This window comes from Frondihabitans sp. Leaf304, from assembly GCF_001423105.1.
Classification (GTDB): domain Bacteria; phylum Actinomycetota; class Actinomycetes; order Actinomycetales; family Microbacteriaceae; genus Frondihabitans.
The window spans coordinates 362,015-385,246 of the sequence record NZ_LMNV01000003.1; the positions used below are offsets into that span (position 1 = coordinate 362,015).

At 67.8% G+C, this 23,232-nt stretch carries 22 protein-coding genes; 7 read left to right on the forward strand and 15 right to left on the reverse strand.

The window, feature by feature from the left end:
• Positions 1–35 precede the first annotated feature (35 nt).
• The 10 genes from ASF54_RS11990 to iolC form a co-directional block, all read right to left on the reverse strand.
• Positions 36–440 (reverse strand): tautomerase family protein, encoded by a 405-nt coding sequence (locus ASF54_RS11990; RefSeq protein WP_055963177.1) that lies wholly within the window; start codon positions 438–440, stop codon positions 36–38.
• Positions 441–477: 37 nt separating this feature from the next.
• On the reverse strand, positions 478–1,566 hold the full coding sequence (locus ASF54_RS11995; RefSeq protein ID WP_055963180.1) for a transaldolase family protein: 1,089 nt from the start codon (positions 1,564–1,566) through the stop codon (positions 478–480).
• 142 nt (positions 1,567–1,708) lie between these two features.
• Positions 1,709–2,572, reverse strand: a complete 864-nt coding sequence (locus ASF54_RS12000) for a sugar phosphate isomerase/epimerase family protein (RefSeq protein WP_055964031.1) — start codon at positions 2,570–2,572, stop codon at positions 1,709–1,711.
• 18 nt (positions 2,573–2,590) lie between these two features.
• Positions 2,591–3,658, reverse strand: coding sequence for a Gfo/Idh/MocA family protein (locus ASF54_RS12005; RefSeq protein WP_055963183.1), 1,068 nt, complete (start codon positions 3,656–3,658; stop codon positions 2,591–2,593).
• 26 nt (positions 3,659–3,684) lie between these two features.
• Entirely contained in the window at positions 3,685–4,617 is a 933-nt protein-coding gene (locus ASF54_RS12010; protein WP_055963186.1) for a sugar phosphate isomerase/epimerase family protein, read from the reverse strand.
• A gap of 35 nt (positions 4,618–4,652) precedes the next feature.
• Positions 4,653–6,560, reverse strand: coding sequence for a 3D-(3,5/4)-trihydroxycyclohexane-1,2-dione acylhydrolase (decyclizing) (gene iolD, locus ASF54_RS12015; protein WP_055963191.1), 1,908 nt, complete (start codon positions 6,558–6,560; stop codon positions 4,653–4,655).
• Positions 6,557–7,477 (reverse strand): 5-deoxy-glucuronate isomerase, encoded by a 921-nt coding sequence (iolB, locus tag ASF54_RS12020; protein WP_055963194.1) that lies wholly within the window; start codon positions 7,475–7,477, stop codon positions 6,557–6,559. The genes iolD and iolB overlap by 4 nt, the downstream gene beginning before the upstream one ends.
• Before the next feature lie 3 nt (positions 7,478–7,480).
• Positions 7,481–9,010 carry a CoA-acylating methylmalonate-semialdehyde dehydrogenase gene (locus tag ASF54_RS12025; protein ID WP_055963197.1) on the reverse strand — a complete coding sequence of 510 codons (1,530 nt, stop codon included), beginning with the start codon at positions 9,008–9,010 and terminating at the stop codon, positions 7,481–7,483.
• A gap of 17 nt (positions 9,011–9,027) precedes the next feature.
• A complete protein-coding gene (locus tag ASF54_RS12030; protein WP_055963200.1) occupies positions 9,028–9,981 on the reverse strand; it encodes a class I fructose-bisphosphate aldolase in 954 nt (317 codons plus the stop codon).
• Positions 9,974–10,942, reverse strand: coding sequence for a 5-dehydro-2-deoxygluconokinase (gene iolC / locus ASF54_RS12035; RefSeq protein WP_055963203.1), 969 nt, complete (start codon positions 10,940–10,942; stop codon positions 9,974–9,976). Before iolC ends, ASF54_RS12030 begins: the two co-directional genes overlap by 8 nt.
• 167 nt (positions 10,943–11,109) lie before the next feature.
• On the opposite strand from iolC, the gene ASF54_RS12040 reads away from it, so the two are divergent.
• The gene (locus tag ASF54_RS12040; RefSeq protein WP_084816234.1) at positions 11,110–12,390 is read left to right on the forward strand and encodes a DNA recombination protein RmuC; all 1,281 of its coding nucleotides are present in this window, start codon (positions 11,110–11,112) and stop codon (positions 12,388–12,390) included.
• Positions 12,391–12,486: 96 nt separating this feature from the next.
• On the opposite strand, the gene glpX is transcribed toward ASF54_RS12040, so the two are convergent.
• Positions 12,487–13,479, reverse strand: a complete 993-nt coding sequence (glpX, locus tag ASF54_RS12045) for a class II fructose-bisphosphatase (RefSeq protein ID WP_055963206.1) — start codon at positions 13,477–13,479, stop codon at positions 12,487–12,489.
• 150 nt (positions 13,480–13,629) lie between these two features.
• On the opposite strand from glpX, the gene fbaA reads away from it, so the two are divergent.
• Positions 13,630–14,658, forward strand: a complete 1,029-nt coding sequence (gene fbaA, locus ASF54_RS12050; RefSeq protein ID WP_055963207.1) for a class II fructose-bisphosphate aldolase — start codon at positions 13,630–13,632, stop codon at positions 14,656–14,658.
• A 91-nt stretch (positions 14,659–14,749) separates the two neighbouring features.
• On the opposite strand, the gene ASF54_RS12055 is transcribed toward fbaA, so the two are convergent.
• Positions 14,750–15,352: a DUF6264 family protein gene (locus tag ASF54_RS12055; RefSeq protein ID WP_055963210.1), complete on the reverse strand. Its 603-nt coding sequence runs from the start codon at positions 15,350–15,352 to the stop codon at positions 14,750–14,752.
• Complete coding sequence (locus ASF54_RS12060; RefSeq protein ID WP_055963213.1) at positions 15,349–16,362, reverse strand: 4-hydroxy-3-methylbut-2-enyl diphosphate reductase; 1,014 nt, start codon at positions 16,360–16,362, stop codon at positions 15,349–15,351. The genes ASF54_RS12055 and ASF54_RS12060 overlap by 4 nt, the downstream gene beginning before the upstream one ends.
• A 132-nt stretch (positions 16,363–16,494) precedes the next feature.
• Between ASF54_RS12060 and xseA the strand changes: the two genes are divergently transcribed.
• From xseA to ASF54_RS12085, 5 genes are all read left to right on the forward strand, one after another.
• Complete coding sequence (gene xseA, locus ASF54_RS12065; RefSeq protein WP_055963216.1) at positions 16,495–17,718, forward strand: exodeoxyribonuclease VII large subunit; 1,224 nt, start codon at positions 16,495–16,497, stop codon at positions 17,716–17,718.
• Positions 17,719–17,765: 47 nt separating this feature from the next.
• Entirely contained in the window at positions 17,766–18,023 is a 258-nt protein-coding gene (locus ASF54_RS12070) for an exodeoxyribonuclease VII small subunit (RefSeq protein ID WP_055963217.1), read from the forward strand.
• Positions 18,020–18,685 carry a DUF4245 domain-containing protein gene (locus ASF54_RS12075; protein ID WP_055963221.1) on the forward strand — a complete coding sequence of 222 codons (666 nt, stop codon included), beginning with the start codon at positions 18,020–18,022 and terminating at the stop codon, positions 18,683–18,685. Before ASF54_RS12070 ends, ASF54_RS12075 begins: the two co-directional genes overlap by 4 nt.
• A gap of 94 nt (positions 18,686–18,779) precedes the next feature.
• A complete protein-coding gene (locus ASF54_RS12080) occupies positions 18,780–19,382 on the forward strand; it encodes a carbonic anhydrase (protein ID WP_055963224.1) in 603 nt (200 codons plus the stop codon).
• 134 nt (positions 19,383–19,516) lie between these two features.
• Positions 19,517–20,929: a class II fumarate hydratase gene (locus ASF54_RS12085; protein ID WP_268761022.1), complete on the forward strand. Its 1,413-nt coding sequence runs from the start codon at positions 19,517–19,519 to the stop codon at positions 20,927–20,929.
• A 90-nt stretch (positions 20,930–21,019) separates the two neighbouring features.
• Here the strand turns inward: ASF54_RS12085 and ASF54_RS12090 are convergent, their stop codons facing one another.
• Both ASF54_RS12090 and ASF54_RS12095 read right to left on the reverse strand, forming a co-directional pair.
• On the reverse strand, positions 21,020–21,604 hold the full coding sequence (locus ASF54_RS12090) for a prepilin peptidase (RefSeq protein WP_055963228.1): 585 nt from the start codon (positions 21,602–21,604) through the stop codon (positions 21,020–21,022).
• Between the two features lie 167 nt (positions 21,605–21,771).
• Complete coding sequence (locus ASF54_RS12095; RefSeq protein WP_055963230.1) at positions 21,772–23,136, reverse strand: PhoH family protein; 1,365 nt, start codon at positions 23,134–23,136, stop codon at positions 21,772–21,774.
• Positions 23,137–23,232: the final 96 nt, after the last annotated feature.

Here is a 23,232-nt window from a genome sequence, read left to right on the forward strand (position 1 = left end):
GCCTTTGAGGCTCTGAGCCTTGTAACTGAGCCGTCTTAGGCCCTGGGAACGTTCAGCTCGCCCGTCATGTACTGCGCGGCACCGAAACCGAACGACCAGTCTTCCGGCCCGTTCTCGACGTAGCCGATGAACACGTTCTCGCCCGCGACACCGACAGCCGCGAGCCCGGAGGCGATCCGGGCGTAGAGCGCCGCCTTGTCGTCGGTCGAACGACCGCGCTGCGTGAAGATCTGGATCATGACGACACCGTCGGTACGCTCGAAGCCGAGACCGGCGTCTTGAGCGATGATCCGCGCGGCGGGCTGCTCGGTGATGATCTGGAAGCGGTCGCGGGGCGGAATGCCGTAAACCTCGACGATGGCTTCGTGGATGGCGTCGGCGATGGCGGTGAGCGTCTCGGCGGAGTGGCCCTGGATGACGTCGATACGAACGAGGGGCATGGGGATCCTTCGGTTTTGGGGGTTGCGAGTGTGGGAGTCAGACCGCGGGAACCAGGATGTCGCGCACCAGCGCATCGAGCTGAGCGTCGGCGTCGAGGAACTGGCGCAACGTCGTGACGGTGGCACCGAAGCGGTCGAACTCGTCGGGCGTCATGCCGTCTTCGTCGTAGCTGCGGCTGAACTCGGGAACCTTATCGCGCAGGATCTGGATGATCTCAGGATCCACGGGGACGTCGATGCGGTTCTCGGCCGGAAGGGCTGCTGCGTTGATATCGACCTGCCACTGGAACGGCGGGGAGACCACCAGGTCGCCGCCGACGAGCTCCGACCACTGCAGGTGGTTGCGGAAGGCCGCTGACAGCACGCGGGCACGATAGCCGCGTGCCGTAAAGAGGTGGTGCGCCTTCTTGAGCGCAGCGACGCCGGCCCACTCGAGGTAGCCGGGGTCGATCATGATCCGGTCGCGCTTGACGACGGCCTTGAGCCAGTCGTCGAGGCGCCCACCCATGATCGTGACGACGTTGCCGAACTCTTTTTCAGGCAGCCCGTCGGCGGCGCGGCGGTCGAGGGCGCGCTCCATCGCCTGCGCGACAGCGACGGCCTGAGCCACGGTGAACGAGACCGTGGCATTGATGCTGACGCCCCGGTAGACGGCCTCCTCGATCGCCTCGATACCCAGCTTTGTCGCCGGGATCTTCACGATGATGTTCCTCGCGAGCCCCGAGAAATAGATGGCTTGTGCGACCAGGGCGTCTTTGTCGCGGTGAAAGCGCGGGTCGGTCTGCATCGAGAGACGGCCGTTGCGCCCGCCCGACGCCTCGAAGGCCGGCTCGAGCAGCTGAGCGGCGCCGATCGACAGCTCTTCAACGGCCTTCCAGCCGAGCTCCGACTCCCCCGCGGTGGGGAACTCGTCGGCCAGCTGACGGATGCGCGGCACCCAGGTCTCGGGGTCGTTTTTGATGCAGGTGTAGGCGATCACCGGGTTGCAGGTCGCCCCGACGGCGCCGAACTCGGCGATCGACCGGCTCAGTTCACGAGGATCCGCGGAATCGTTCCAGAGGCTGGTGGGCGTGTCGTGCGCGGCTCGAAGTGTGCTGGGGCGCGTGTCGGTGGCAGTCGTCGTCATGGTGGGTCTCCCGTCTCGTCGACCAGCCTAGGCGCTCTGGTCTTATTGTCCTAACATATCTCGATGGCTATGGCACCGCTCTTCGGGTGAGACACCGTCGATCGACGGAGTCGTCACCGCACACCGGTGTCAAAGCTCAGGCCTAGGCGATCCGCGACCGGATCTCGGCGAGCTGATAGCGCGACACCTCGTCGGCGTTCTCGTCGTCGGCGAACACGCTCGACACCGCGACGGTGTCGTCGCGGTCGAAGAACCCGAGGCCTTTCAGCCCGCCGAAGAACTCGCCGAAGTTGACGTCGCCGCCCCCGATCGGCAGGTGCTGGTGCACCCGGACCGCGTTGCCCGGCGGATTCGTGATGTAGCGCAAGCCGTGCGACCGGTGGTGGTCGAACGTGTCGGCGATGTGCACGAGGCCGATCGACTGCCCTGCCGCCTCGAAGATGGCGGGTGTCTGATCGCCGTAGTGGAACGTGTGGCAGGCCACGAAGGCGAACCCGACCTGCTTCGAATTGAGCCCGCGGATCACCCGCACCGCCTCGAGGCCGTCCTCGACGAAGTCGTCGGGGTGCGGGTCGATCAGCACGCGGATGCCCTCGCGCTCGAAGAGCGGGAGCAGCTCTTCCATCGACTCGTAGAAGGCGCGCTCCGACTCCTCCTGCAGCTCGGGTCGGCCGCTGAACTCGGTGTTGATCAGATCGACGCCGAGCCTGGCGGTGATGTCGATCACGCGCTTCCACTGCTTCACAGCCGCGAGGCGCTCCGCCTCGACCGGGCTCGACCAGCGCAGCACCGGCAGCACCGACGCCACCTGCACTCCCGCGCTCGTGCAGGCTGCGGCGAACGCGTCGACCAGGTCGTCGTCTGCCTTCGGGTGCCGAAAGAAGGGGAGAAAGTCTTTGTGCGGGGTGAGCTGGAGGTAGTCGTACCCGAGGTCGCGCACCTTCTGCGGCAGCTCGAGCAGCGAGTAGTCGTGATGGAACGGGGTCGGGTCGAGAGCGATCTTCACCATGGCTTCAGGATCCGACTAGGCCGTCGCCGAGGAAGGGGCCGTCGCGAGCGACTGCCGCGTCTCGTAAAAGGCCGGCTTCTCGATCGCGCAGGTGACGGGTTCTTTCTTGCCCGACTGCTGCGCGAGCACACCGGCGTCGGCGACGACGCTGGCGAGGTAGCCGTCCCAGGCCGAGGGCCCGTCGATCTCACCCCGGTGCGCGGCGTCGACCCAACGCTGGATCTCGGTGTCGTAGGCGAGCCCGAAGCGCTCCTTGAACGACGGGGTCACCGACTGGCCGATCTGCCCGGCGGAGGCGATCTGGATCGTCTCGGCGCGCCCGATCGAGGCGACTCCCGACTCGAAGACGGCATCGGTGGTGACCTGGTAGCCGAACTGGATGTTGACGCTGATCTCGACGATGGCCAGCGTGCCCGACGCGGTCTCGAAGAGCACGAACTGCGGCTCCACCAGGCCGTCGGGGGCGAGCGAGTTGCGGCGCGGCTTCTTCACTTCGACCGAGACGATCGGCTCGCCGGTGAGGAAGGGCACGATGTCGATCTCGTGGATGACCGAGTCGGTGATGAGGGCCGACTCCGAGTAGTTCGGCGGTGTGGACGGATTGCGATGCGCGCAGTGGAGGGCGAGCAGTGCCCCGTTATCGCCGCGCTCCACGAGCTCTCGGAGCTGGAGGTAGCCGGCGTCGAACCGGCGCATGAAGCCCACCTGGATGTGCGGGCGAGCGAGCTTCTGCTCGGCCTCGACGATGCGAAGGCTCGACTCGACCGTGTCGCTCAGCGGCTTCTCGCTCAGGATCGCCAGACCCGCATCGAGCGCGGGCAGGATCACCGGCTCGTGCAAGAACCCGGGCGTCGCGATGATGACGGCGTCGAGTTCGACAGCCTTCAATGCCTCCTCGAACGAGGCGAAGGTCACCGAGCCGGGCGCGAGCTCGGCGGCGGCCGTGGCGCGGCCGGTGTCGGGGTCGACGACCGCCGTGACCTCGGCGCCCGAGATCCGGGTGGTGATTCGGCGGACGTGGTCGGCGCCCATGGCACCGGCGCCGACGACGGCGACGCGGAGGGGAGCGGGTGACACAGACATGGGGTCTCCTTGAGAGCGGAAGCGGATCAGTGGATGCGGGCGGCCGACGTGCAGCCGAAGATGTGCTCGCGGGTGCGGGTGGCGATGCCGAGGGGCAGGTCGATCGACGAGACCGGGAACATGTCTTGCTCGACGATTCCGAAGATGGTCGGGTCGATCTTCGCGACCGCCTCGATGATCGGCGCGAACTCGGGCACCCCCGTCGGCGGCTCGACCATGACGCCCATCGCGACGGCGTCGCCGAACGGGATGTCGTTCTTCAGCACCGTGAAGCGCAGGTCGGAGTCGACCTGCTTGAGGTGGAGGTAGCCGATGCGGTCGGGGTACTGCTCGATGAGCCTCACGTTGTCGCCGCCGTAGTAGGCGAAGTGCCCGGTGTCGAGGCAGAGGTTCGTGAACTGCTGGTCGGTCACCTCGAGGAACCGCTCGGTCTCCTGGTAAGTGCCAACGTGGCTGTCGGCGTGCGTGTGGAACTGCTGCTTCACGCCGAACTCTTCGAGCAGTGCTTTGCCGAGCTTGTCGTGGCCCGCGCCGAGCTTGCCCCACTGCTCGGTCGTGAGCGTGCGCGACTCGATCACACTCGCGTCGAGGTCGCTCCGCCAGAGGTCGGGGATCACGACGAGGTGCTCCGCGCCGAGCTTCGAGGCGAGACCCGCGACGTTCAGGGCTTGATCCCAGGCGCGCTGCCATTGGTCGTCACCCTTGTGCAGCCCGGTGAAGACCGTTCCGGCCGAGAGCTTGAGGCCCCGCTTGCCCAGTTCGTCTTCGAGCTGGTGCGGGTCGGTCGGCAGGTAGCCGAACGGCCCGAGCTCGATCCACTCGTAGCCAGCCTTCTCGACCTCGTCGAGAAAGCGATCCCAGGGAATCTGGCTGGGGTGCTCCGGGAACCAGACGCCCCAGGAGTCGGGCGCGGTGCCGATGCGGATGCCCCGGTCGACGGTGGTGGAGGTGACGGTCATGACGTCTTCGTCTTTCTGGTGGAGGTGGTGAATGGTCAGCCGAGGAGCGGACGCTGGTGGGCCCGCTCCGCGAGGTAGTCGTCGTAGGCGGCCTTCGTCGACGGGATCGTCGAGACCTCGGCCACCGGCACGTCCCACCAGCCGTCGCCGTCGGGCGCGTAGACCCGGGGGTCGCTGTTGACATGGATCAGCGTCGAGGTGTCGGACGCCTTGGCGGTGGCCAGCGCCGCCGACAGGTCATCGATAGCACGGGCCGTCGGTTCGATCTCGATCACGTCGAGGCCGTAGCTGCGCGCGTTCATGGCGAGGTCGACCGGGAGCAACTCGGCCCCCTGGAAGTCGAGGGTGTCGGGATCCTGCCGTCGATAGAGGGTGCCGAAGCGCTCCGACCCGACCGTCTCGGAGAGGTGGCCGATCGAGGCGTAGCCGTGGTTCTGAATCAGCACGACGATCACCTTGATGCCCTCGGCGACGGCCGTGACGAGCTCGGTGTGCAGCATCAGGTACGACCCGTCGCCGACCATGACGATCACGTCGCGCTCGGGGGCGGCGCGCTTGACGCCGATGCCGCCGGCGATCTCGTAGCCCATGCACGAGAAGGCGTACTCGACGTGGTAGCCGAGGCTGTCACGCACGCGCCAGAGCTTGTGCAGATCGCCCGGCAAGGATCCGGCGGCCTGTACGACGACATCCGTGGGGGCGCTGCCCGACTGGATCGCCCCGATGATCTCGGGCTGGCCGGGGAGCGCGAGGCCGCTCGGCTCGAACGCCTGGTCGACGAGGGCGTCCCAGGCGGTCTTCTCGGCTTTGATGCGAGCGGCGTAGTCAGCATCGACACGGAAGTCGGCGAGGGCCTCGGCGAGCGCGTCGAGGGCCTCGCGGGCGTCGGCGATCACCGGCAGCTGCGATCCGTGCTTGTAGGCGTCGAACGAAGCCACGTTGATGTTGACAAACGTGACGTCGGGATCTTGGAAGGCGGTGCGAGAGGCGGTCGTGAAGTCGCTGTAGCGCGTGCCGATGCCGATGACGACGTCGGCCTCCGCTGCGAGGTGATTGGCCGCGAGGGTTCCGGTCGCGCCGACCCCGCCGAGGTACTGCGGGTGATCCCAGTCGAGGGCTCCCCCGCCCGCCTGCGACGTGCCGACCGGGATGCCGGTGGCCTCGGCGAAGGCCCTCAGCTGCTGCTCGGCGTCCGAGTAGATCACGCCGCCGCCGGCGACGATGATGGGGCGCTTTGCGTTAGCAATTGCGGCGACGGCACGGGCGAGTGGCCCCCTCTCGGGCACCGGACGTCGAATGTGCCACTCGCGCGGCTGCAAGAACTCGAGCGGCACGTCGAGCGCCTCCGCCTGGACGTCTTCGGGCAGCGCGATCGTGACGGCGCCGGTCTCGACCGGGTCGGTCAAGACGCGCATCGCCGCGAGCGCGATCGAGAAGAGCTGCTCGGGGCGATCGACCCGGTCGAAGTACCGCGACAGCGGGCGGAACGCGTCGTTGACGCTGACAGAGGTGTCGTGGGGCATCTCGATCTGCTGGAGCACAGGATCCGACACCCGGGTCGCGAAAGTATCGCTCGGCAGGAGCAGGGCGGGCAGCCGATTCGTCGTGGCGAGCGCCGCCCCGGTGAGCATGTTGGCAGCGCCCGGGCCAACCGACGCGGTCGAGGCGTACGTCGCGCGGCGACGGTGCATGCGCGCGAATCCGACCGATTCGTGCACCATCGCCTGCTCGTTGCGCGCCTGGAGGTAGGGCATGAGGCCGGGGTCGGTGTCGTGCAACTGCTTGAGCGCCTGGCCGACTCCCGCCACGTTGCCGTGGCCGAAGATGCCGAACATGCCGGGGATCGTGCGCTCGCGCACGTCGCCGTCGACCGTCCACTGGTTCGCCAGAAACTCGACCAGGGCCTGGCCGACGGTCATTCGCTTGGTGTTCGGGGTGCTCATCGAGACGCTTCTTTCGGTGTTTCGGTGTAGGGCAGGCGGGGGTCGGGCTCCTGCGATTCCCATTCCGCCCGGACCCAGCCGTGGGCCGGATCGTCGGAGATGTTCCAGACCCGCTCGGGGTCGGGGCCCGCCATCACGTTGAGGTAGTAGAGGTCGTAGCCCGGGGCCGCAACGGCCGGGCCGTGATAGCCGAAGGGCACCAGGGCGATGTCTCCAGTGCGCACGAGCGCGTTGATGTCGATCTGGCCGGCCGGCGACGAGTACGTCGCGAACATGCCGAACGGGTCGGCCTCGAGGGGTGCGGTCACACCGCGCGACACCGCCGACTCGAAGTAGTAGATCTCTTCCAGCTTCGACTCGTGGCCGGGCACCGACTCGTCGTGCTTGTGCGCCGGGTACGACGACCAGTTCTCGGCCGGCGTGATGACCTCGCACACGATGAGCTTCTGCGCACGAAGGCCCGCCGGGGTGCCGTAGTTGTGCACCTGCCGGGTCGAACGACCGGCACCGCGGATCTCGACGGGAATGTCGGCTTTGCGGAGCACCTGCACGTCGAGCGCCTCGGTCGCGGGCGCCTCGGCGACCGCGACGCGGCCGGTGCCGGTGAGTGCGACGCTCGTGCCCACACCCGTGTACGCCACATCGGGCGGACCGTCGAAGACCGAAGCGCGACCGGCGAGATCGAGTGAGCCGTGGGATCCTTCGCTCGTCACGTACTCGACGTGGACATCGCCCGATAGCGGGACGATCATCCGCTCGACGTCGACGCCCTCGAACCCGAGCGACCTGCCCTCGGTCAGCGCACCGACACGGATGCCGGTGTGCTGCCACCCTTCGAGGGAATCGTCGACGACGCTCTCCCAGCCGTCGCGGGCGAGGGCGCCTCTCGGATGGAACCAGTTCTGCTGCGGAGCCATCGACTAGGCCTGCGGGAATCCGAGGTTGATGCCGCCGTGCGACGGGTCGGACCAGCGCGACGTGATCGCCTTCTCGCGCGTGAAGAAGTGGAAGCCCTGCAGACCGTAAGCCTTCGAGTCGCCGAAGATCGAGTCTTTGAAACCGCCGAACGAGTAATACGCGACGGGGACAGGGATCGGCACGTTGATGCCGATCATGCCGACCTCGATCTCGTTCTGGAAGCGCCTCGCGGCCCCGCCGTCGTTGGTGAAGATCGCGGTGCCGTTGCCGAACGCACCCGAGTTGATGAGCTCGACGCCCTCCTCATAGGTGTCGACGCGCACGACGCTGAGCACCGGGCCAAAGATCTCTTCGGTGTAGACGCGGCTCGTGAGCGGAACCCGGTCGATGAGGGTGGGGCCGAACCAGAAGCCGTCCTTCTCGCCGTCGACGGCTACTTCACGCCCGTCGACGACGACCTCGGCACCGTCTTCGAGAGCGATGTCGACGTACGAGGCCACCTTGTCGCGGTGCTGCCGGGTGACGAGCGGGCCCATGTCGCACGAGCGTCGACCATCGCCGACGACGAGCTTCGCCATGCGCTCCTTGATCATCGGCACGACCTTGTCGGCCACGTCGCCGACCGCGACGAGCACGCTGATCGCCATGCACCGTTCGCCGGCCGAGCCGAAGCCGGCGTTGATGGCACTGTCGGCGACGAGCTCGAGGTCGGCGTCGGGCAGCACCAGCATGTGGTTCTTCGCCCCGCCGAGCGCCTGGACGCGCTTGCCGTTCTTCGCCGCGGTCTCGTAGATGTACTTCGCGATCGGGGTCGACCCGACGAACGAGATGCTGGCCACGTCGGGGCTGTTCAGCAGGCCGTCGACGGCGAGCTTGTCGCCCTGGAGCACGGTGAAGACGCCGTCGGGAAGCCCCGCCTCCTGGAACAGCTCGGCCAGGAAGATCGACGACGAGGGATCCTTCTCACTCGGCTTGAGCACGACGGTGTTGCCGACCGCGATGGCGATGGGGAAGAACCACATCGGCACCATGACCGGAAAGTTGAAGGGGCTGATGATGCCCACGACGCCGAGTGGCGATTTGGTCGAGTAGACGTCGACACCCGTCGAGACCTGCTGGCTGAACTCGCCCTTGATCAGGTGCGGGAAGCCGGTGGCGAGTTCGAGCACCTCGAGGCCGCGCTGGATCTCGCCGAGGGAGTCGGAGACGACCTTGCCGTGCTCGGCGGTCAGGATCTGGGCGAGCTCGTCTTTGCGCTCGTTCACCAGCTCGCGAAAGCGGAACATGATCTGCTGGCGCTTGGTGATCGACATGTCTCGCCAGGCCGGAAAGGCTCTCTTGGCGCTCGCGATGGCCCGGTCGATCTCGTCTTGGCTGGCGAGGGCGACGTTCTTCGTCGCGACGCCGAGGGCCGGGTCGAAGACCGGGCTGGTGCGGCCGGAGGTACCGGCGACGCGCTGACCGTCGATCCAGTGGGTGATCTCGGGAAGCGCGGTGCTCGTGCTGTCGGTCGAGGGAGCGGTGGTGGTCATGGCTGCTTCTTTCTGAACTAGGCGTGTTGGGTCTGCGCGGGCTGGATCGACGCGGACCCCGTCGGCGCCGACTGCTCGGAATGGACCAGACTCGCCGCGATGTCGACGGCGCCCTGGACGTCGTCGTCAGGCGGGTAGAGGAGGGTGCGCCCGACGGTGAGGCCGCGGACACCCGGCTGCGCCAGCGCATCGGCCCACTTTGCGTAGCTCGCGTCCGGGTTCTCGGCCGGATCGCCGCCGAGGAGCAGGGTCGGGAGGGTCGTCGCCGCCATGACACGTTCCATCTCATCGACGACCGGCAGCTTCAGCCAGCTGTACGCCGTTGACTCTCCGAGGCCCGAGGCGATGGCGACCGACTTGATCACGGCCTCGGTCGAGAGGTCGTTGACGATCGCGCCGTCGACCCAGTTCGAGACGAACGGCTCGAGCATGATCGGGAGCTTCAGGGCAGCCGCCTCGCTGACCGCCCGCGCCGTGGCCTCGACCGTCGCCGCCGTACCGGCGTCTTCGAGGTTGAGCCGCACGAGCAGCTTCGCGAAGTCGAAGCCGGCGTCGACGATACCGCGGGCCGAATAGGCGGTGAAGCGGTCGTCCATCTCGAAGCTCGCGCCCTGCAGGCCGCCCCGGTTCATCGACCCGACGACGACCTTCCCGTCGAGGGCGCCGAGGAGGGCGAGGTCTTCGAGGATGTCGGGGGTTCCGAGCACGCCGTCGACTCCGGGGCGTTCGAGCGCGACGACGAGGCGTCGCAGCAGTTCGCCGCGATCCGACATGGCCAGCGAGTCCCCGCGGACCCCGAGGGCACCCCGGGCCGTGTGATCGGCCGCGACGATGAAGAGCCGTCCGTCGCCCTCGAGCAGAGGGCGCTTGACGCGGGCTGCCAGTGCGGCGCCGATGGCAGCGGGCTGTGTGGCTCTGATGTCGCGGAGCCGTGCGATGTCGATGCCGTCGTGAGTGAAACCGTCAGACATGGAGAGCCTCCTCGAGAACAGCCTCGACCTCGGCCGAGGTCGGCATGGCGGTCGAGCACTCGAATCGGGTGGCGACGATACCGCCGGCGGCATTCGCGAACCGCAGCACCCGCTCGAGCGGCCAGCCTTCGATGAGCCCGTGGCAGAGGGCACCGCCGAAGCCGTCGCCCGAGCCGAGACCGTTGATGACGGTGACGAGGTGCGCCGGAACCTCGATCGTCTCGTCGGCCGTCTTCGCGAGCACACCCCGCGGCCCCTGCTTGACGATCGCGAGTTCGACGCCGCGTTCGAGAAGAGCATCGGCCGCCCGGTGCGGATCGGTCTCGCCGACAGCGATCTCGCATTCCTCGCGGTTGCCGACTGCCACGGTGACGTGCTCGAGCGCACGGCCGACCTCGCGGGTGGCGACCTCGGGCGACGACCAGAACATGGGCCGGTAGTCGAGGTCGAGGATCGTCAGCGGGCGGCGGGCACGAGCCTGATAGGCGACGTGGTGAGCCTGACGACTGGGCTCCTCGGAGAGGCCCGTCACAGTTGTCCAGAAGACCTTGGTCTGCTCGATCGCGGCGAGGTCGAGCGACTTCACCGAGATCATGAGGTCGGGCGCTTTGGGGGCGCGGTAGAAGTAGAGGGGGAAGTCGTCGGGCGGGAAGATCTCGCAGAAGGTCACGGGTGTGTTCAGCCCGTCGACCGATGCGATGAACTTCGTCGAGACACCGAGCCGCTCGAGTTCTTTCACGACGTAGCGACCGAAGGGGTCGTTACCGGTGCGCGTGACGACGGCTGTGCGGTGCTCGTACCGCGACGCGGCGATGGCGACATTCGTGGCGCTGCCGCCGACCGACTTCGAGAACGTCTCGACCTCCTCGAGCGGAACCCCGGCTTGCTGCGGATAGATGTCGACGCCCACTCGACCCATGGTGATCACGTCGAAGGCGTGGTGCTCTGGTGTCTGCGTCATGCTCGTCTGGACAACTTCCTCGTCGTGGGCCGATCTGCGATTCCCGATGAGCGTACACCGGTTTTGGCTTAATGTCATGACATTATGTCTCAGCTCTGCTGAAGCACCGTAGAGACCAGATCCCAGGATCCGACGGCACTGTCGGTAGCTCCTGCCAGACTCCTCGCATGTCTCCCGTCATGGCCCTTCTCCTCGGTCTTCTCACCGGTGCGGTGGCCGGTCTCGTGATCGGCCGCCTGCTGCTCTCAGCTCGCGCGGCCGCCGCCGACTCGACCGCCGCCGCTCTCCGCGATCGCCTCGCCGCGCAAGAAGAGCTGCACGCGCGGCAGCTCGAGCAGCAGGAGCAACGGGTCGACGAGCTCCACGACCGGCTGATCGCCGCGGCCGAGGCCGAAACCAGACGCTCGTCATCCGACGGGCGGGTCTTGACGGCTCTCAGCCCGGTCGCCGAGACTCTGCGAGCCGTGCAGCTCAAAGTCGCCGAGCTCGAACAGCAGCGACACCGGCAGCACGGCGAGCTGAGTGAGCAGCTGCGGAGTGCCGCCGAGTCGGAGGAGCGCCTCCGGTCGACGGCCGAGTCGCTCGCGGCCGCCCTCAAGTCGAACAGCACGCGCGGAGTCTGGGGCGAGACGCAGCTCCGCAACGTGGTGCAGGCGGCCGGGCTGCTCGAACGGGTCGACTTCGACGTGCAGACCGGCATCGTGGCCGATTCCGGTGCCCGGCGCCCCGACATGGTCATCCACCTGCCCGGCGGCAAGAACATCGCGGTCGACGCCAAGGTCCCCTTCTCCGCCTATCTCGAGGCGTCGAGCATCCCCGCGACGGCGACGGGGGCCGAGTTCGCGCGCCGGGGCGAGCTGCTCCGCGAGCACGTCAAGGCGGTCCGCGCTCACATCGACGCCCTGTCGAGCAAGGCCTACTGGTCGGGGCTCGAGTCGTCGCCCGAACTCACCATCGCCTTCATCCCGAGCGAATCGCTCGTCTCGTCGGCCCTCGAGGCCGACCCCTCCGTGATGGACTACGCCTTCCAGAAGAAGGTGGCGCTGGCCTCCCCCGTTACCCTCTGGTCGGTGCTCAAGACCATCGCCTTCAGCTGGCAGCAGGATGTCGTCACCCAGGAGGCCAAGCAGCTGTTCGATCTGAGCCGCGAGCTCTACGGCCGCCTCTCGACGATGGCCACTCACGTCGACAAGCTCGGCCGGTCGATCCGCGGCACCGTGACCGACTACAACCGCTTCGTCGGCTCGCTCGAGCGGCAGGTGTTGCCGTCGGCGCGACGGCTGAGCGTGCTCGACGAGAGCACCGTCATCGCGGCGTCCCCTCCGATCGACGACGTACCGCGCGATCTCGCTGCACCCGAGCTCATCGCCGAGCTCGACGCCGCTCCTGCGCCCGTACCCACGCCTGCACCTGCCTCCCCACCCGAGCCAACTCCCCCAGCTATCTAGGCAGCGTTCCCTCGACCGACGAAAACGGGCGGACCCGCCACCGAAGTGACAGATCCGCCCGAGATGGTCGGTCGAGGGTTTCGACCGGAAGAGCTCTTACTCGCCAAGCCACTTCGACTCGAGGTGGTCGGCGATCACACGACGCTGGGTGCCCGAGTGCGACCGCAGCACGAGCGACTCGGTGCGAATGAGGCCGTTCTTGCGCGAGACACCGGCCACGAGGCCACCGTCGGTGACACCCGTCGCGACGAAGTACGTGTTGTCGCCCGTGACCAGGTCGTCCTGGTCGAGAATCCGGTCGAGGTCGTGACCGGCGTCGAGGGCGCGCTGGCGCTCGGTGTCGTCTTTGGGCTTGAGTCGCCCCTGGATCACGCCGCCGAGCGCTTTGACGGCGCACGCGGTGATGATGCCCTCGGGGGTTCCGCCGACGCCGACACACATGTCGATGCGCGAGTCGGGGCGGGCGGCGTTGATGCCACCGGCGACGTCTCCGTCGAGCAGCAGGCGCGTGCCGGCGCCGGCCGCGCGGATGTCGGCGATGAGCTGCTTGTGGCGCGGGCGGTCGAGGACGGCGATCTGCATCTCTTCGACGGGGATGCCCTTGGCCTCGGCCAGGGCGCGGATGTTCTCGCCGATCGGGCGGGCGAGGTCGATGACTCCGCGACCCTCGGGCCCCGTCACGATCTTGTCCATGTAGAAGACGGCGCTCGGGTCGTACATCGTTCCGCGGTCCGAGACGGCGATGACCGAGACGGCGTTCATGCGGCCGGTCGCGGTCAGCGAGGTGCCGTCGATCGGGTCGACGGCGATGTCGAACGACGCCCCGTTGCCCGTGCCGACGTGCTCGCCGTTGAACAGCATGGGGGCTTCGTCTTTCTCGCCCTCGCCGATCACCACGACGCCGTCGAAGTCGACCGTGCCGAGGAATTTGCGCATGGCGTCGACCGCGGCGCCGTCGGCGAGGTTCTTCTCGCCTCGGCCGATCCACGGTGCTGCTCGGATCGCCGCGGCCTCGGTCGCTCGCACCAGCTCCATACCGAGGTTGCGGTCGGGGTGCGTGAACAGGGTGCCTGGCTCCGTAGTCGTCATATTCCGAACTTTACTAGGGCCTCGACTCGATCCCTTCGTGCGGGGTGGGCTTTCGCCTGCACGTCTGTGCATCGTCATCGCGATGGAGCGCCCATTTGGGCGGCGAGTCTAGAGTTGAGCCCGAACGCGCCCGTCATCGAAGGAGAAGTCATGCCCGTCGCCACCCCAGACCAGTACGCCGAGATGCTCGACCGAGCCAAAGCGCAGGGGTTCGCCTACCCCGCCATCAACGTCTCGTCGTCGCAGACCATCAACTCGGTGCTGCAGGGTCTGACCGAGGCCGGCTCCGACGGCATCATCCAGGTCACGACCGGAGGCGCCGACTACTTCGCCGGCCAGACCGTCAAGAACCGAGCCGCCGGCGCCATCGCGTTCGCCAAGTTCGCCACCGAGGTGGCCAAGAACTACCCGATCACCGTGGCTCTGCACACCGACCACTGCCCGAAAGACGCTCTCGACGGGTTCGTGCTGCCCTTGATCGCCGCCTCCGAAGAAGAGATCAAGGCCGGGCGTAACCCGCTGTTCCAGTCGCACATGTGGGATGGCTCGGCGGTTCCCCTCGACGAGAACATCTCGATCGCCGAAGAGATGCTCAAGCGCACCCGTGCGATCAACGCCATTCTCGAGGTCGAGATCGGCGTCGTCGGCGGCGAAGAAGACGGCGTCGAGCACGAGGGCACCAACGACGCCCTGTACACGACCGTCGGCGACGTGACCCGCGTGGTCGAGGCGCTCGGCCTCGGCGAGAAGGGTCGCTACATCGCGGCGCTCACCTTTGGCAACGTCCACGGCGTCTACAAGCCCGGCAACGTCAAGCTCCGCCCCGAACTCCTCGGCGAGATCCAGCAGGGCATCCAAGAGAAGTTCGGCACGAAAGACAAGCCCCTCGAGCTCGTCTTCCACGGCGGTTCGGGCTCGTCCGACGCCGAGATCTCGGAGGCCGTCTCGAACGGTGTCGTGAAGATGAACATCGACACCGACACGCAGTACGCCTTCTCCCGCTCGATCGCCGACACGGTGCTCAAGAACTACGACGGCTTCTTGAAGGTCGACGGTGAGGTCGGCAACAAGAAGACCTACGACCCGCGCTCCTGGGGCAAGATCGCCGAGTCCGCCATGGCCGCTCGCGTGATCGAGGCCACCAAGCAGCTCGGCTCGTTCGGCCACTCGCAGGGCTGAGACTCGACGCGAAAGCCCCGCCCACTCGGGCGGGGCTTTCGTCGTCTCGGGCCCTGGTGCATCGACCCCAGGATCCGGGTCGGTGATGCGACTAGACGGCTCCGGTGAACGACGGGTCGCCCATGACGATCGCCACGACGACCAGGCCCAGCGCGAGATTGACGATCACGCCCGGCAGCAGCAGCACCAGCCACGATCGCTTGCCGACTCGCAGGCGACGCAGAGCGACGACCAGCGCGATCAAAAAGACCGGCACCGAGACGATGGCCGCCACGAGAGCGACGGTGTCGAGGATCGCAGTGCTCTGAAAAGTGCCACTCAGGTACCCGAGCCGCGTGAACTCCGACACGTAGCGGCCGGTGAAGGTCTTGGCGTCGAACGCCGAACTGACGACGTCGTAGCCACCGAGAACGGCGAGCAGGACGGTGGCGAAGCGATTGAACGCGGCACGACGAAGCGCTCGGGGCGGAGGGCCGGCGACGGGGGAACCGGTCGGCGGAGGAGCGTCGAATCGCTGCCGGGCCTCGGGCGGTGCCGGACGTGCGTCGCTCTGCTGACGAGCCGCAGGATCCTGCGCTCGTTGCTCATCGACAGGTGCCGGGGCAACCGGGCTCACCCAGCCCGGCGGCGCGTACTCGCCGTACTCGGGGGCCGGACGCCCCTCGACCCGCACGTCGCCGTCGGGATCGGTCATCGAGTGCGGCCGCCGAGCGCCCGCGAGTCGACGCTGCCGGTCGCGTCTTTGCGGAGCTCTTTGGGCAGCGAGAACATCAGGTCTTCTTCGGCGGTGACGACTTCGCCGACGTCGTTGTAGCCGGCGTCGGAGAGCTCGGCGAGCACCTCGTCGACCAGGACCTCGGGCACGGATGCACCGGAGGTGACGCCGACTGTCTCGACGCCGTCGAGCCACTCCTGCTGGATCTCGGAAGAGAAGTCGACCCGGTAGGCGGCCTTGGCGCCGTATTCGAGGGCGACCTCGACAAGGCGGACACTGTTGGAGCTATTGGCGCTGCCGACCACGATCACCAGATCGGCGTCTTTCGAGACCTTCTTGATCGCCACCTGGCGGTTCTGGGTCGCGTAGCAGATGTCGTCGGACGGAGGATTCTGGATGTTCGGGAACCGCTCGCGGAGCCGGTTGACGGTCTCCATCGTCTCGTCGACGCTGAGGGTCGTCTGCGACAGCCACACGAGGTTGTCGGGGTCGGCGACCTCGATCTGGTCGACCTCGGCCGGGTTCTGCACGAGTGTCGTTCGATCGGGGGCGTGACCCATTGTGCCCTCGACCTCTTCGTGACCGGCGTGCCCGATGAGGATGATGTGCTGATCCTGCTTCGCGAAGCGGACCGCCTCGCGGTGCACCTTGGTGACCAGGGGGCAGGTCGCATCGATCGACAGGAGACCACGATCGGCGGCTCCCTGGACCACGCTCGGGGCGACCCCGTGCGCGCTGAAGACGATGTGGGACCCCTCGGGAACCTCGTCGACCTCGTCGACGAAAATGGCGCCCTGCTGTTCGAGCGTGGAGACGACGTGCACGTTGTGCACGATCTGCTTGCGCACGTAGACGGGCGAACCGTAGTGCTCGAGGGCTTTCTCGACGGCGATCACGGCGCGGTCGACACCAGCGCAGTAGCCGCGAGGGGCCGCCAGGAGCACGCGTTTGCGCCCGATGACGGGGGTATCCTTTAGCCTGTTGCGCACCGCGGGAACACGCGGCGTCGGAAGGTCTATGGCGAGAGCGCCATTGGTAATTCGGCTCACGAAGCGAGTCTAGGCGGGCCCGGTCCGGTCGGCCTGAGAGTCTCTCGATCAAGCGCCCAGGAGGAGCCCCCTTTGACGATCGTCACACCGCCTCCCACAGCCGAATCCCCCTGGCCGGTGGGGTTGCTCGCCGGCAAGGTCCGTGACTGGATCGACCGGCTCGGCACGGCCTGGGTCGAGGGTGAGATCACGCAGTGGAACTCCTCCGGCGGCAACGTCTACGGCAAGCTCAAAGACCTCGAGATCGACGCGACGGTCTCGTTCTCGATCTGGTCGAGCGTTCGTGGCAAGATCCCCGCCGACCTCAAGCAGGGCGATCGGGTCATCGCGGCGATCAAGCCCAACTTCTGGGTCAAGGGCGGCTCGCTCACCATGCAGGTCTTCGACATGCGCCACGTCGGCATCGGTGACCTCCTCGAACGACTCGAGCGTCTCCGACGCCAGCTCGCATCGGAGGGCCTCTTCGGTGCCGACCGCAAACGGCCCCTCCCCTTCCTTCCGGGCTGCATCGGCCTCATCACCGGCAAAGACAGCGACGCCGAGAAAGACGTGCTGCGCAATGCTCAGCTGCGGTGGCCCTCGGTCCACTTCAAGGTCGTCCATGCGGCCGTGCAGGGCGACCGGATGGTCGGCGAGGTGACCGCCGCGCTGCAGAGGCTCGACGCCGACCCCGAGGTCGACGTCATCATCGTCGCGCGAGGCGGTGGCGATTTCCAGAATCTCCTGGGCTTCAGCGACGAGACTCTCGTACGTGCCGCAGCGGCGGCCACCACTCCCATCGTCAGTGCGATCGGGCACGAGGCCGACCGGCCCCTTCTCGACGACGTAGCCGACCTCCGCGCTTCGACGCCGACCGATGCGGCCAAGCGGGTCGTCCCCGACGTGGGAGAAGAACTGCAGGGCGTTCGTCAAGCCCGTGCCCGGATGGGCTCTCGTCTCACCCACATCGTGAACGTCGAGATCGACCGACTCGGTCAGATCCGCAGCCGGCCTGTGCTCGCCCGCCCCGCCACGATGATCGAGTCTCGAGCCGACGAGCTGGTCCGCTACGTGGCCCGCAGCGAGGAGCTGCTGCGGCGAGCGCTCGAGCGTGCGAGCACCCGGGTCTCCGAGCTCACCGTCCAGCTTCGCGCCCTCTCACCCGAGTCGACCCTGCGACGCGGCTATTCCATCGTCCAGCTCCCCTCCGGCGCCGTCCTGCGCGACGCCTCCGAAGCCCCCGACTCCACACCCCTCGTCCTGACCCTCGCCTCGGGCACGCTCGGCGCCACCAGCACCGGCCCGGTCTCGGCCTGACCCTCCCCTCCCCATCGACGTCCACCCTCTCTCGATAGGATCACCCCGTGGCACAGACCTCTTCCTCCGACGCCGACGCACGCACCGCGACGGCTGACTCCAACGCCGTCGCCGACCTCTCGTACGAGCAGGCGCGCGACGAGCTCGTCACCGTGGTGAACGAGCTCGAGCAGGGGTCGTCGACTCTCGAGAGATCGCTCGCCCTCTGGGAGCGCGGGGAGGCGCTTGCCGCCCGGTGCGAAGAGTGGCTTCTCGGCGCGAAAGAGCGTCTCGAGCGGGCACGAGCTCAGGTCGTAACCGAATGAGCAGCGTTCCCCCACCCCCGCCCCCGGTCGGCAAGCAGCGCGCACCCCGTGTCGTCGCCGAACTGGGGCGGCCCGAGACCCCCTCTGAGACGGCCGCCCGCAAAGCCGCCAGTTCGCGTGCCCACCGCGAGAATCAAACAGCCTTCAACCTCACCATCGCCATCATCGTGTCCGTGGGCATCGTGGTACTGCTCGTCCTCGTCGTCGTGCGGCCGGGGGCCTCGCAGCTCAAGACGATCGATTACCTGAAGGTGGCCGCCGACGCGCAACCCCGACAGAGCGAAACGCTCGCCGCCCCTCAGCTGCCGTCGGGGTGGACGAGCAACCGCGCCGAGGTCCGGCCGGCCGGCTCGTCGGGCGTCGCTAGCTGGTACGTCGGCCTCATCACTCCGTCGACGCAGTTCATCGGGGTGACCCAGGGCTTCAAGGCCAACCCCACGTGGGTCAGCAACCAGCTCGGCGAGGCTCGTCAGACGTCGTCGAAGACGGTCGGCGGAGTCCGCTGGGCCGTCTACAACCAGCGCGACAAGACGGACGCCGGCAACACCGAATACGCCATGGTCGCAGTCGAGGGCGACTCGACCGTCGTCCTCGCCGGTACGGCCGACGACGCCGAGTTCGACCTGCTGGCCGGTCGCATCGCCGACCAGCTCTCCGACTGACACCAGACCCCGCCCACCTCCGAACACCCGCAGGAGACCGCTCGTGACCACCGCAGACACCCCCACTCGTACGCCCGGCGCCGCCTGGGACGAAATGCGAGCCGGCAACGAGCGCTTCGTCGCCGGGGCGCCTGAGCACCCCCGCCAAGATGCCGATCGACGCGCTCAGCTCGCGGGCGGCCAGACCCCCGTCGCGGCCCTTTTCGGGTGCGCCGACTCCCGCCTCGGTGCCGAGATCATCTTCGACGCCGGCCTCGGCGACCTCTTTGTCGTGCGCAACGCGGGTCAGGTCGTCGGCGACACCGTGATCGGTTCTCTCGAATTCGCCGTCGGCGAGCTGGGCATCCCGTTGATCGTGGTCCTCGGCCACGACAGCTGCGGTGCGGTCGCGGCGGCGATCCAGTCGATCGACGCCGACTCCGAGCCCCAGTCGTTCCACCTCCAGCGCGTCATCGACATGATCGTCCCCTCCGTCAAGCGGGCCCACCGCGCACTCGGCGTCCAGCCGGGCGACGACCACGCCCTCGACCCGCGAGAGGTCGGGCGCCTTCACATCGAGGCCTCGGTCGGCGCCCTCCTGGAGCGGTCGATTCTCATCTCCGAGGCTGTGGCCACCGGTAAGTTGGCAGTGGTCGGGGCCAACTACGACCTCGCCAACGGCCGAGTCGACGTCCACACCGTGGTCGGCGACCTCTAACCGGCGGTCTCGAATCACAGTCCGCTCGTGAGCGGCATGTCGTCGCCCCGATTCATCCCCGTCATCACCACACCACCAACGCACCGCTCGACGCCCCTACCGGAGCACCGGGCCCACGGAAGGACCACAACGTCGTGACCACTACCGACGCCACCAACGCAGCCGAGTACCGCATCGAGCACGACACGATGGGAGAGGTGCGCGTGCCCGCGAACGCCCTCTACAGCGCCCAGACTCAACGAGCGGTCGAGAACTTCCCGATCTCGGGCGCCGGGCTCGAACCGGCACAGATCGTGGCGCTGGCGCGGATCAAACGCTCGGCGGCCGTCGTCAACGGCGAGATGGGCATCATCGACCCCGCGATCGCCTCGGCCATAGCCGAAGCGGCCGATCTGCTGATCGAGGGGGCCCACCACGATCAGTTCCCCGTCGACGTCTATCAGACCGGCAGCGGCACCTCGTCGAATATGAACATGAATGAGGTCCTCGCGACGCTGGCCTCGGGGATCCTCGGGTCTCCCGTGCATCCCAACGACCACGTCAACGCCTCGCAGTCGTCGAACGACGTGTTCCCGACATCGGTGCACGTCGCGGTCACCGGCGCGATCCTGCACGACCTCATCCCGGCCCTCGACCACCTCGCGATCGCCCTCGAGAAGAAGGCCGACGAGTGGAGCGGGGTCGTGAAGGCGGGTCGCACCCACCTGATGGATGCCACCCCTGTCACCCTCGGTCAGGAGTTCGGCGGCTACGCCCGCCAGATCCGGTTGGGCATCGAGCGCGTCACCGGCACGCTCCCCCGGGTGGCTGAGGTTCCCCTCGGCGGCACGGCTACCGGCACCGGCATCAACACGCCGGCCGGGTTCCCGCAGCGAGTGATCGCCCTGCTCGCCGCCGACTCCGCGCTGCCCATCACCGAGGCTCTCGACCACTTCGAGGCTCAGGGCGCCCGCGACGGCCTCGTCGAGGCCTCGGGTGCACTGCGCGTTCTCGCCGTCAGCCTCACCAAGATCAACAACGACCTCCGCTGGATGGGCTCCGGCCCCAACGCGGGCCTCGGCGAGCTGCACATCCCCGACCTCCAGCCGGGATCGTCGATCATGCCCGGCAAGGTCAACCCGGTCATCCCCGAGGCCGTCCTGATGGTCAGCGCGCGCGTGATCGGCAACGACGCGACCATCGCCTGGGCCGGTGCCTCCGGCGCCTTCGAGCTCAATGTCGCCATTCCCGTGATGGGCACCGCCCTGCTGGAGTCGATCCGCCTGCTGTCGAACGCCACCCGGGCTCTCGCCGACAAGGCCGTCGACGGCCTCGTCGCCAACGTCGAGCACGCCCGCGCCCTCGCCGAATCGTCGCCGTCGATCGTCACGCCGCTCAACCGCATCGTCGGCTACGAGGCGGCGGCGAAGATCGCCAAGCACTCGGTGTCGGCCAAGATGACCGTGCGCGAAGCCGTCGTCGACCTCGGCTTCGTCGAGCGCGGCGAAGTCACCGAAGAGCAGCTCGACAAGGCGCTCGACGTACTCAGCATGACCCACCCGGGCTGACACGACCACACACCCTCGATAGCGCAAAATCCGCCCGGCAGCCGAGTGCTCCGGGCGGATTTTGCGCATTCGGCAGACGCGCGTGAGAGGTCACACGACGTTCACCGCCGCCAACGCGACCCAGTACCCGAACAACAGGCACGGCCCGTAGGGGATCTCACCAACCTCTCTTGCGGGGTCGACGCTGGCGAAGCCGTCGACCCCGTCGACGCAGCGGCTCTTCCGCCGCGCCACTCGACGCAGCCGCAGCCTCACCGCCAGCACCACCGCCCCGCCTGCGGCACCGGCGACGACCATCAAAGCCCAGGCAGCATCGGCCTCTACGAGCGACGCTGAGCCGGCCGCGGCGGCGGCGAGCTTGACGTCACCGAGGCCGACGCCACCGAGGCGCACCGACAGAAGGCCACCCGCGGCGATGAGCGTGGTGACGAGCAGGGCGAGCGCAGGATCCTTGACTCCCGTATCGACAAAGACGGCGACGGCACTCGATCCCAGCACGAGGCCGAGCGCGGGCATCGTCGCAAGGTTCGGCAGGCGTCGCCTCGTAACGTCGGATCGAATCAGGAGCGGCGTCGTGAACGCGAGCCACACCGCGGGCACGAGCGCTCCCGGCGGGCTCGGCGCGGCGACACTGAGGAGCGCGAGGACCACTGCGGCGTCTACGAAGGCGATCATGCGTCGACGCTAGAACGGGGCTCGCGCCGCAGGATCCAGGAGGTTCCGTCGGTGGAGGAACACTCCCCGCCCCGGCCCGGTGGAGACGAAGACGGTCCGGCTACTGACTACACAGGCGCCCCGAGTCGAAACCCGGGGCGCCTCGTCTTACCAGAGATCGCGGTCGATCAGGCCAACTCGTTCGACTCCAGCAGCTCGGTCACGAGGGCCGCGATCGCCGAGCGCTCGGAGCGGGTGAGCGTGACGTGGGCGAACAGCGGGTGGCCCTTGAGCGTCTCGATGACCGAGGCGACGCCGTCGTGCCGGCCGACCCGCAGGTTGTCGCGCTGGGCCACGTCGTGGGTGAGCACCACGCGAGAGTTCTGACCGATGCGCGACAGCACCGTGAGGAGCACGTTCCGCTCGAGCGACTGGGCCTCGTCGACGATCACGAAAGCGTCGTGCAGCGAGCGCCCGCGGATGTGCGTGAGCGGAAGCACCTCGAGGATGCCTCGCTCCAGCACCTCGTCGAGCACGTTCTGCGACACGATCGCCCCGAGGGTGTCGAAGACCGCCTGCGCCCACGGGTTCATCTTCTCGCCCGCGTCGCCCGGCAAGAAGCCGAGGTCTTGCCCGCCGACCGCGTAGAGCGGACGGAACACCATGATCTTCTTATGCTGCTGTTTCTCGAGCACGGCTTCGAGGCCGGCGCAGAGGGCCAGCGCCGACTTGCCGGTGCCCGCGCTGCCGCCGAGCGACACGATGCCGACCTCCGGGTCGAGCAGCAGGTCGATCGCGAGTCGCTGCTCGGCCGAGCGGCCGTGGAGCCCGAAGACGTCGCGGTCGCCGCGGACCAGTCGGACGTGACCTCGCGACGTGACGCGGCCGAGAGCGGAGCCGCGGTCGGAGTGCATGACGAGCCCCGTGTTGACCGGCTGCTCGGCCTCGCGGGTCGAGATGTGCTCGTCGTCGTAGAGCCTCTTCATCTGCTCGACCGAGATCTCGACCTCGGCGATGCCGGTGTAGCCCGAGTCGACGATCTGCTCGGCCCGGTACTCCTCCGCCGAGAGACCGATCGACGCCGCCTTGACTCGCAGCGGCAGGTCTTTCGAGACGACGACCACGTCGAGCCCGTCGGCCGAGAGGTTAGATGCGACGGCGAGGATCCGCGAGTCGTTGTCGTCGAGACGGAGGCCGGAGGGGAGCACCGACATGTTCGAGTGGTTGAGCTCGACCCGCAGCGAACCGCCCTCGCCGACCTCGACGGGAAAGTCGAGTCGTTCGTGCTTGACGCGGAGGTCGTCGAGCAGCCGGAGCGCCTGCCGGGCGAAGTAGCCGAGCTCGGGGTCGTGGCGTTTCTTCTCGAGCTCGCTCACGACGACGACCGGAATCACCACCGACTGTTCGGCGAACCGGAACATCGCCTGGGGATCGCTCAGCAGCACCGACGTGTCGAGCACGTAGGTGCGCTGACCCGTGGCCGGCACCGCCGCCCCGCTCGAAGCTGAGGTTGCCTGGGGAGTGACTTCGAATGCGGTCACGACCGACTCCATCTCCGGGTGAAGAACACCCGGTACCTACCCTCGAGTCGGCCATGGAGCAAGAGCTAGACGAACTTACGTGGCCGTCTCGACCGGGTGCCTTACCCG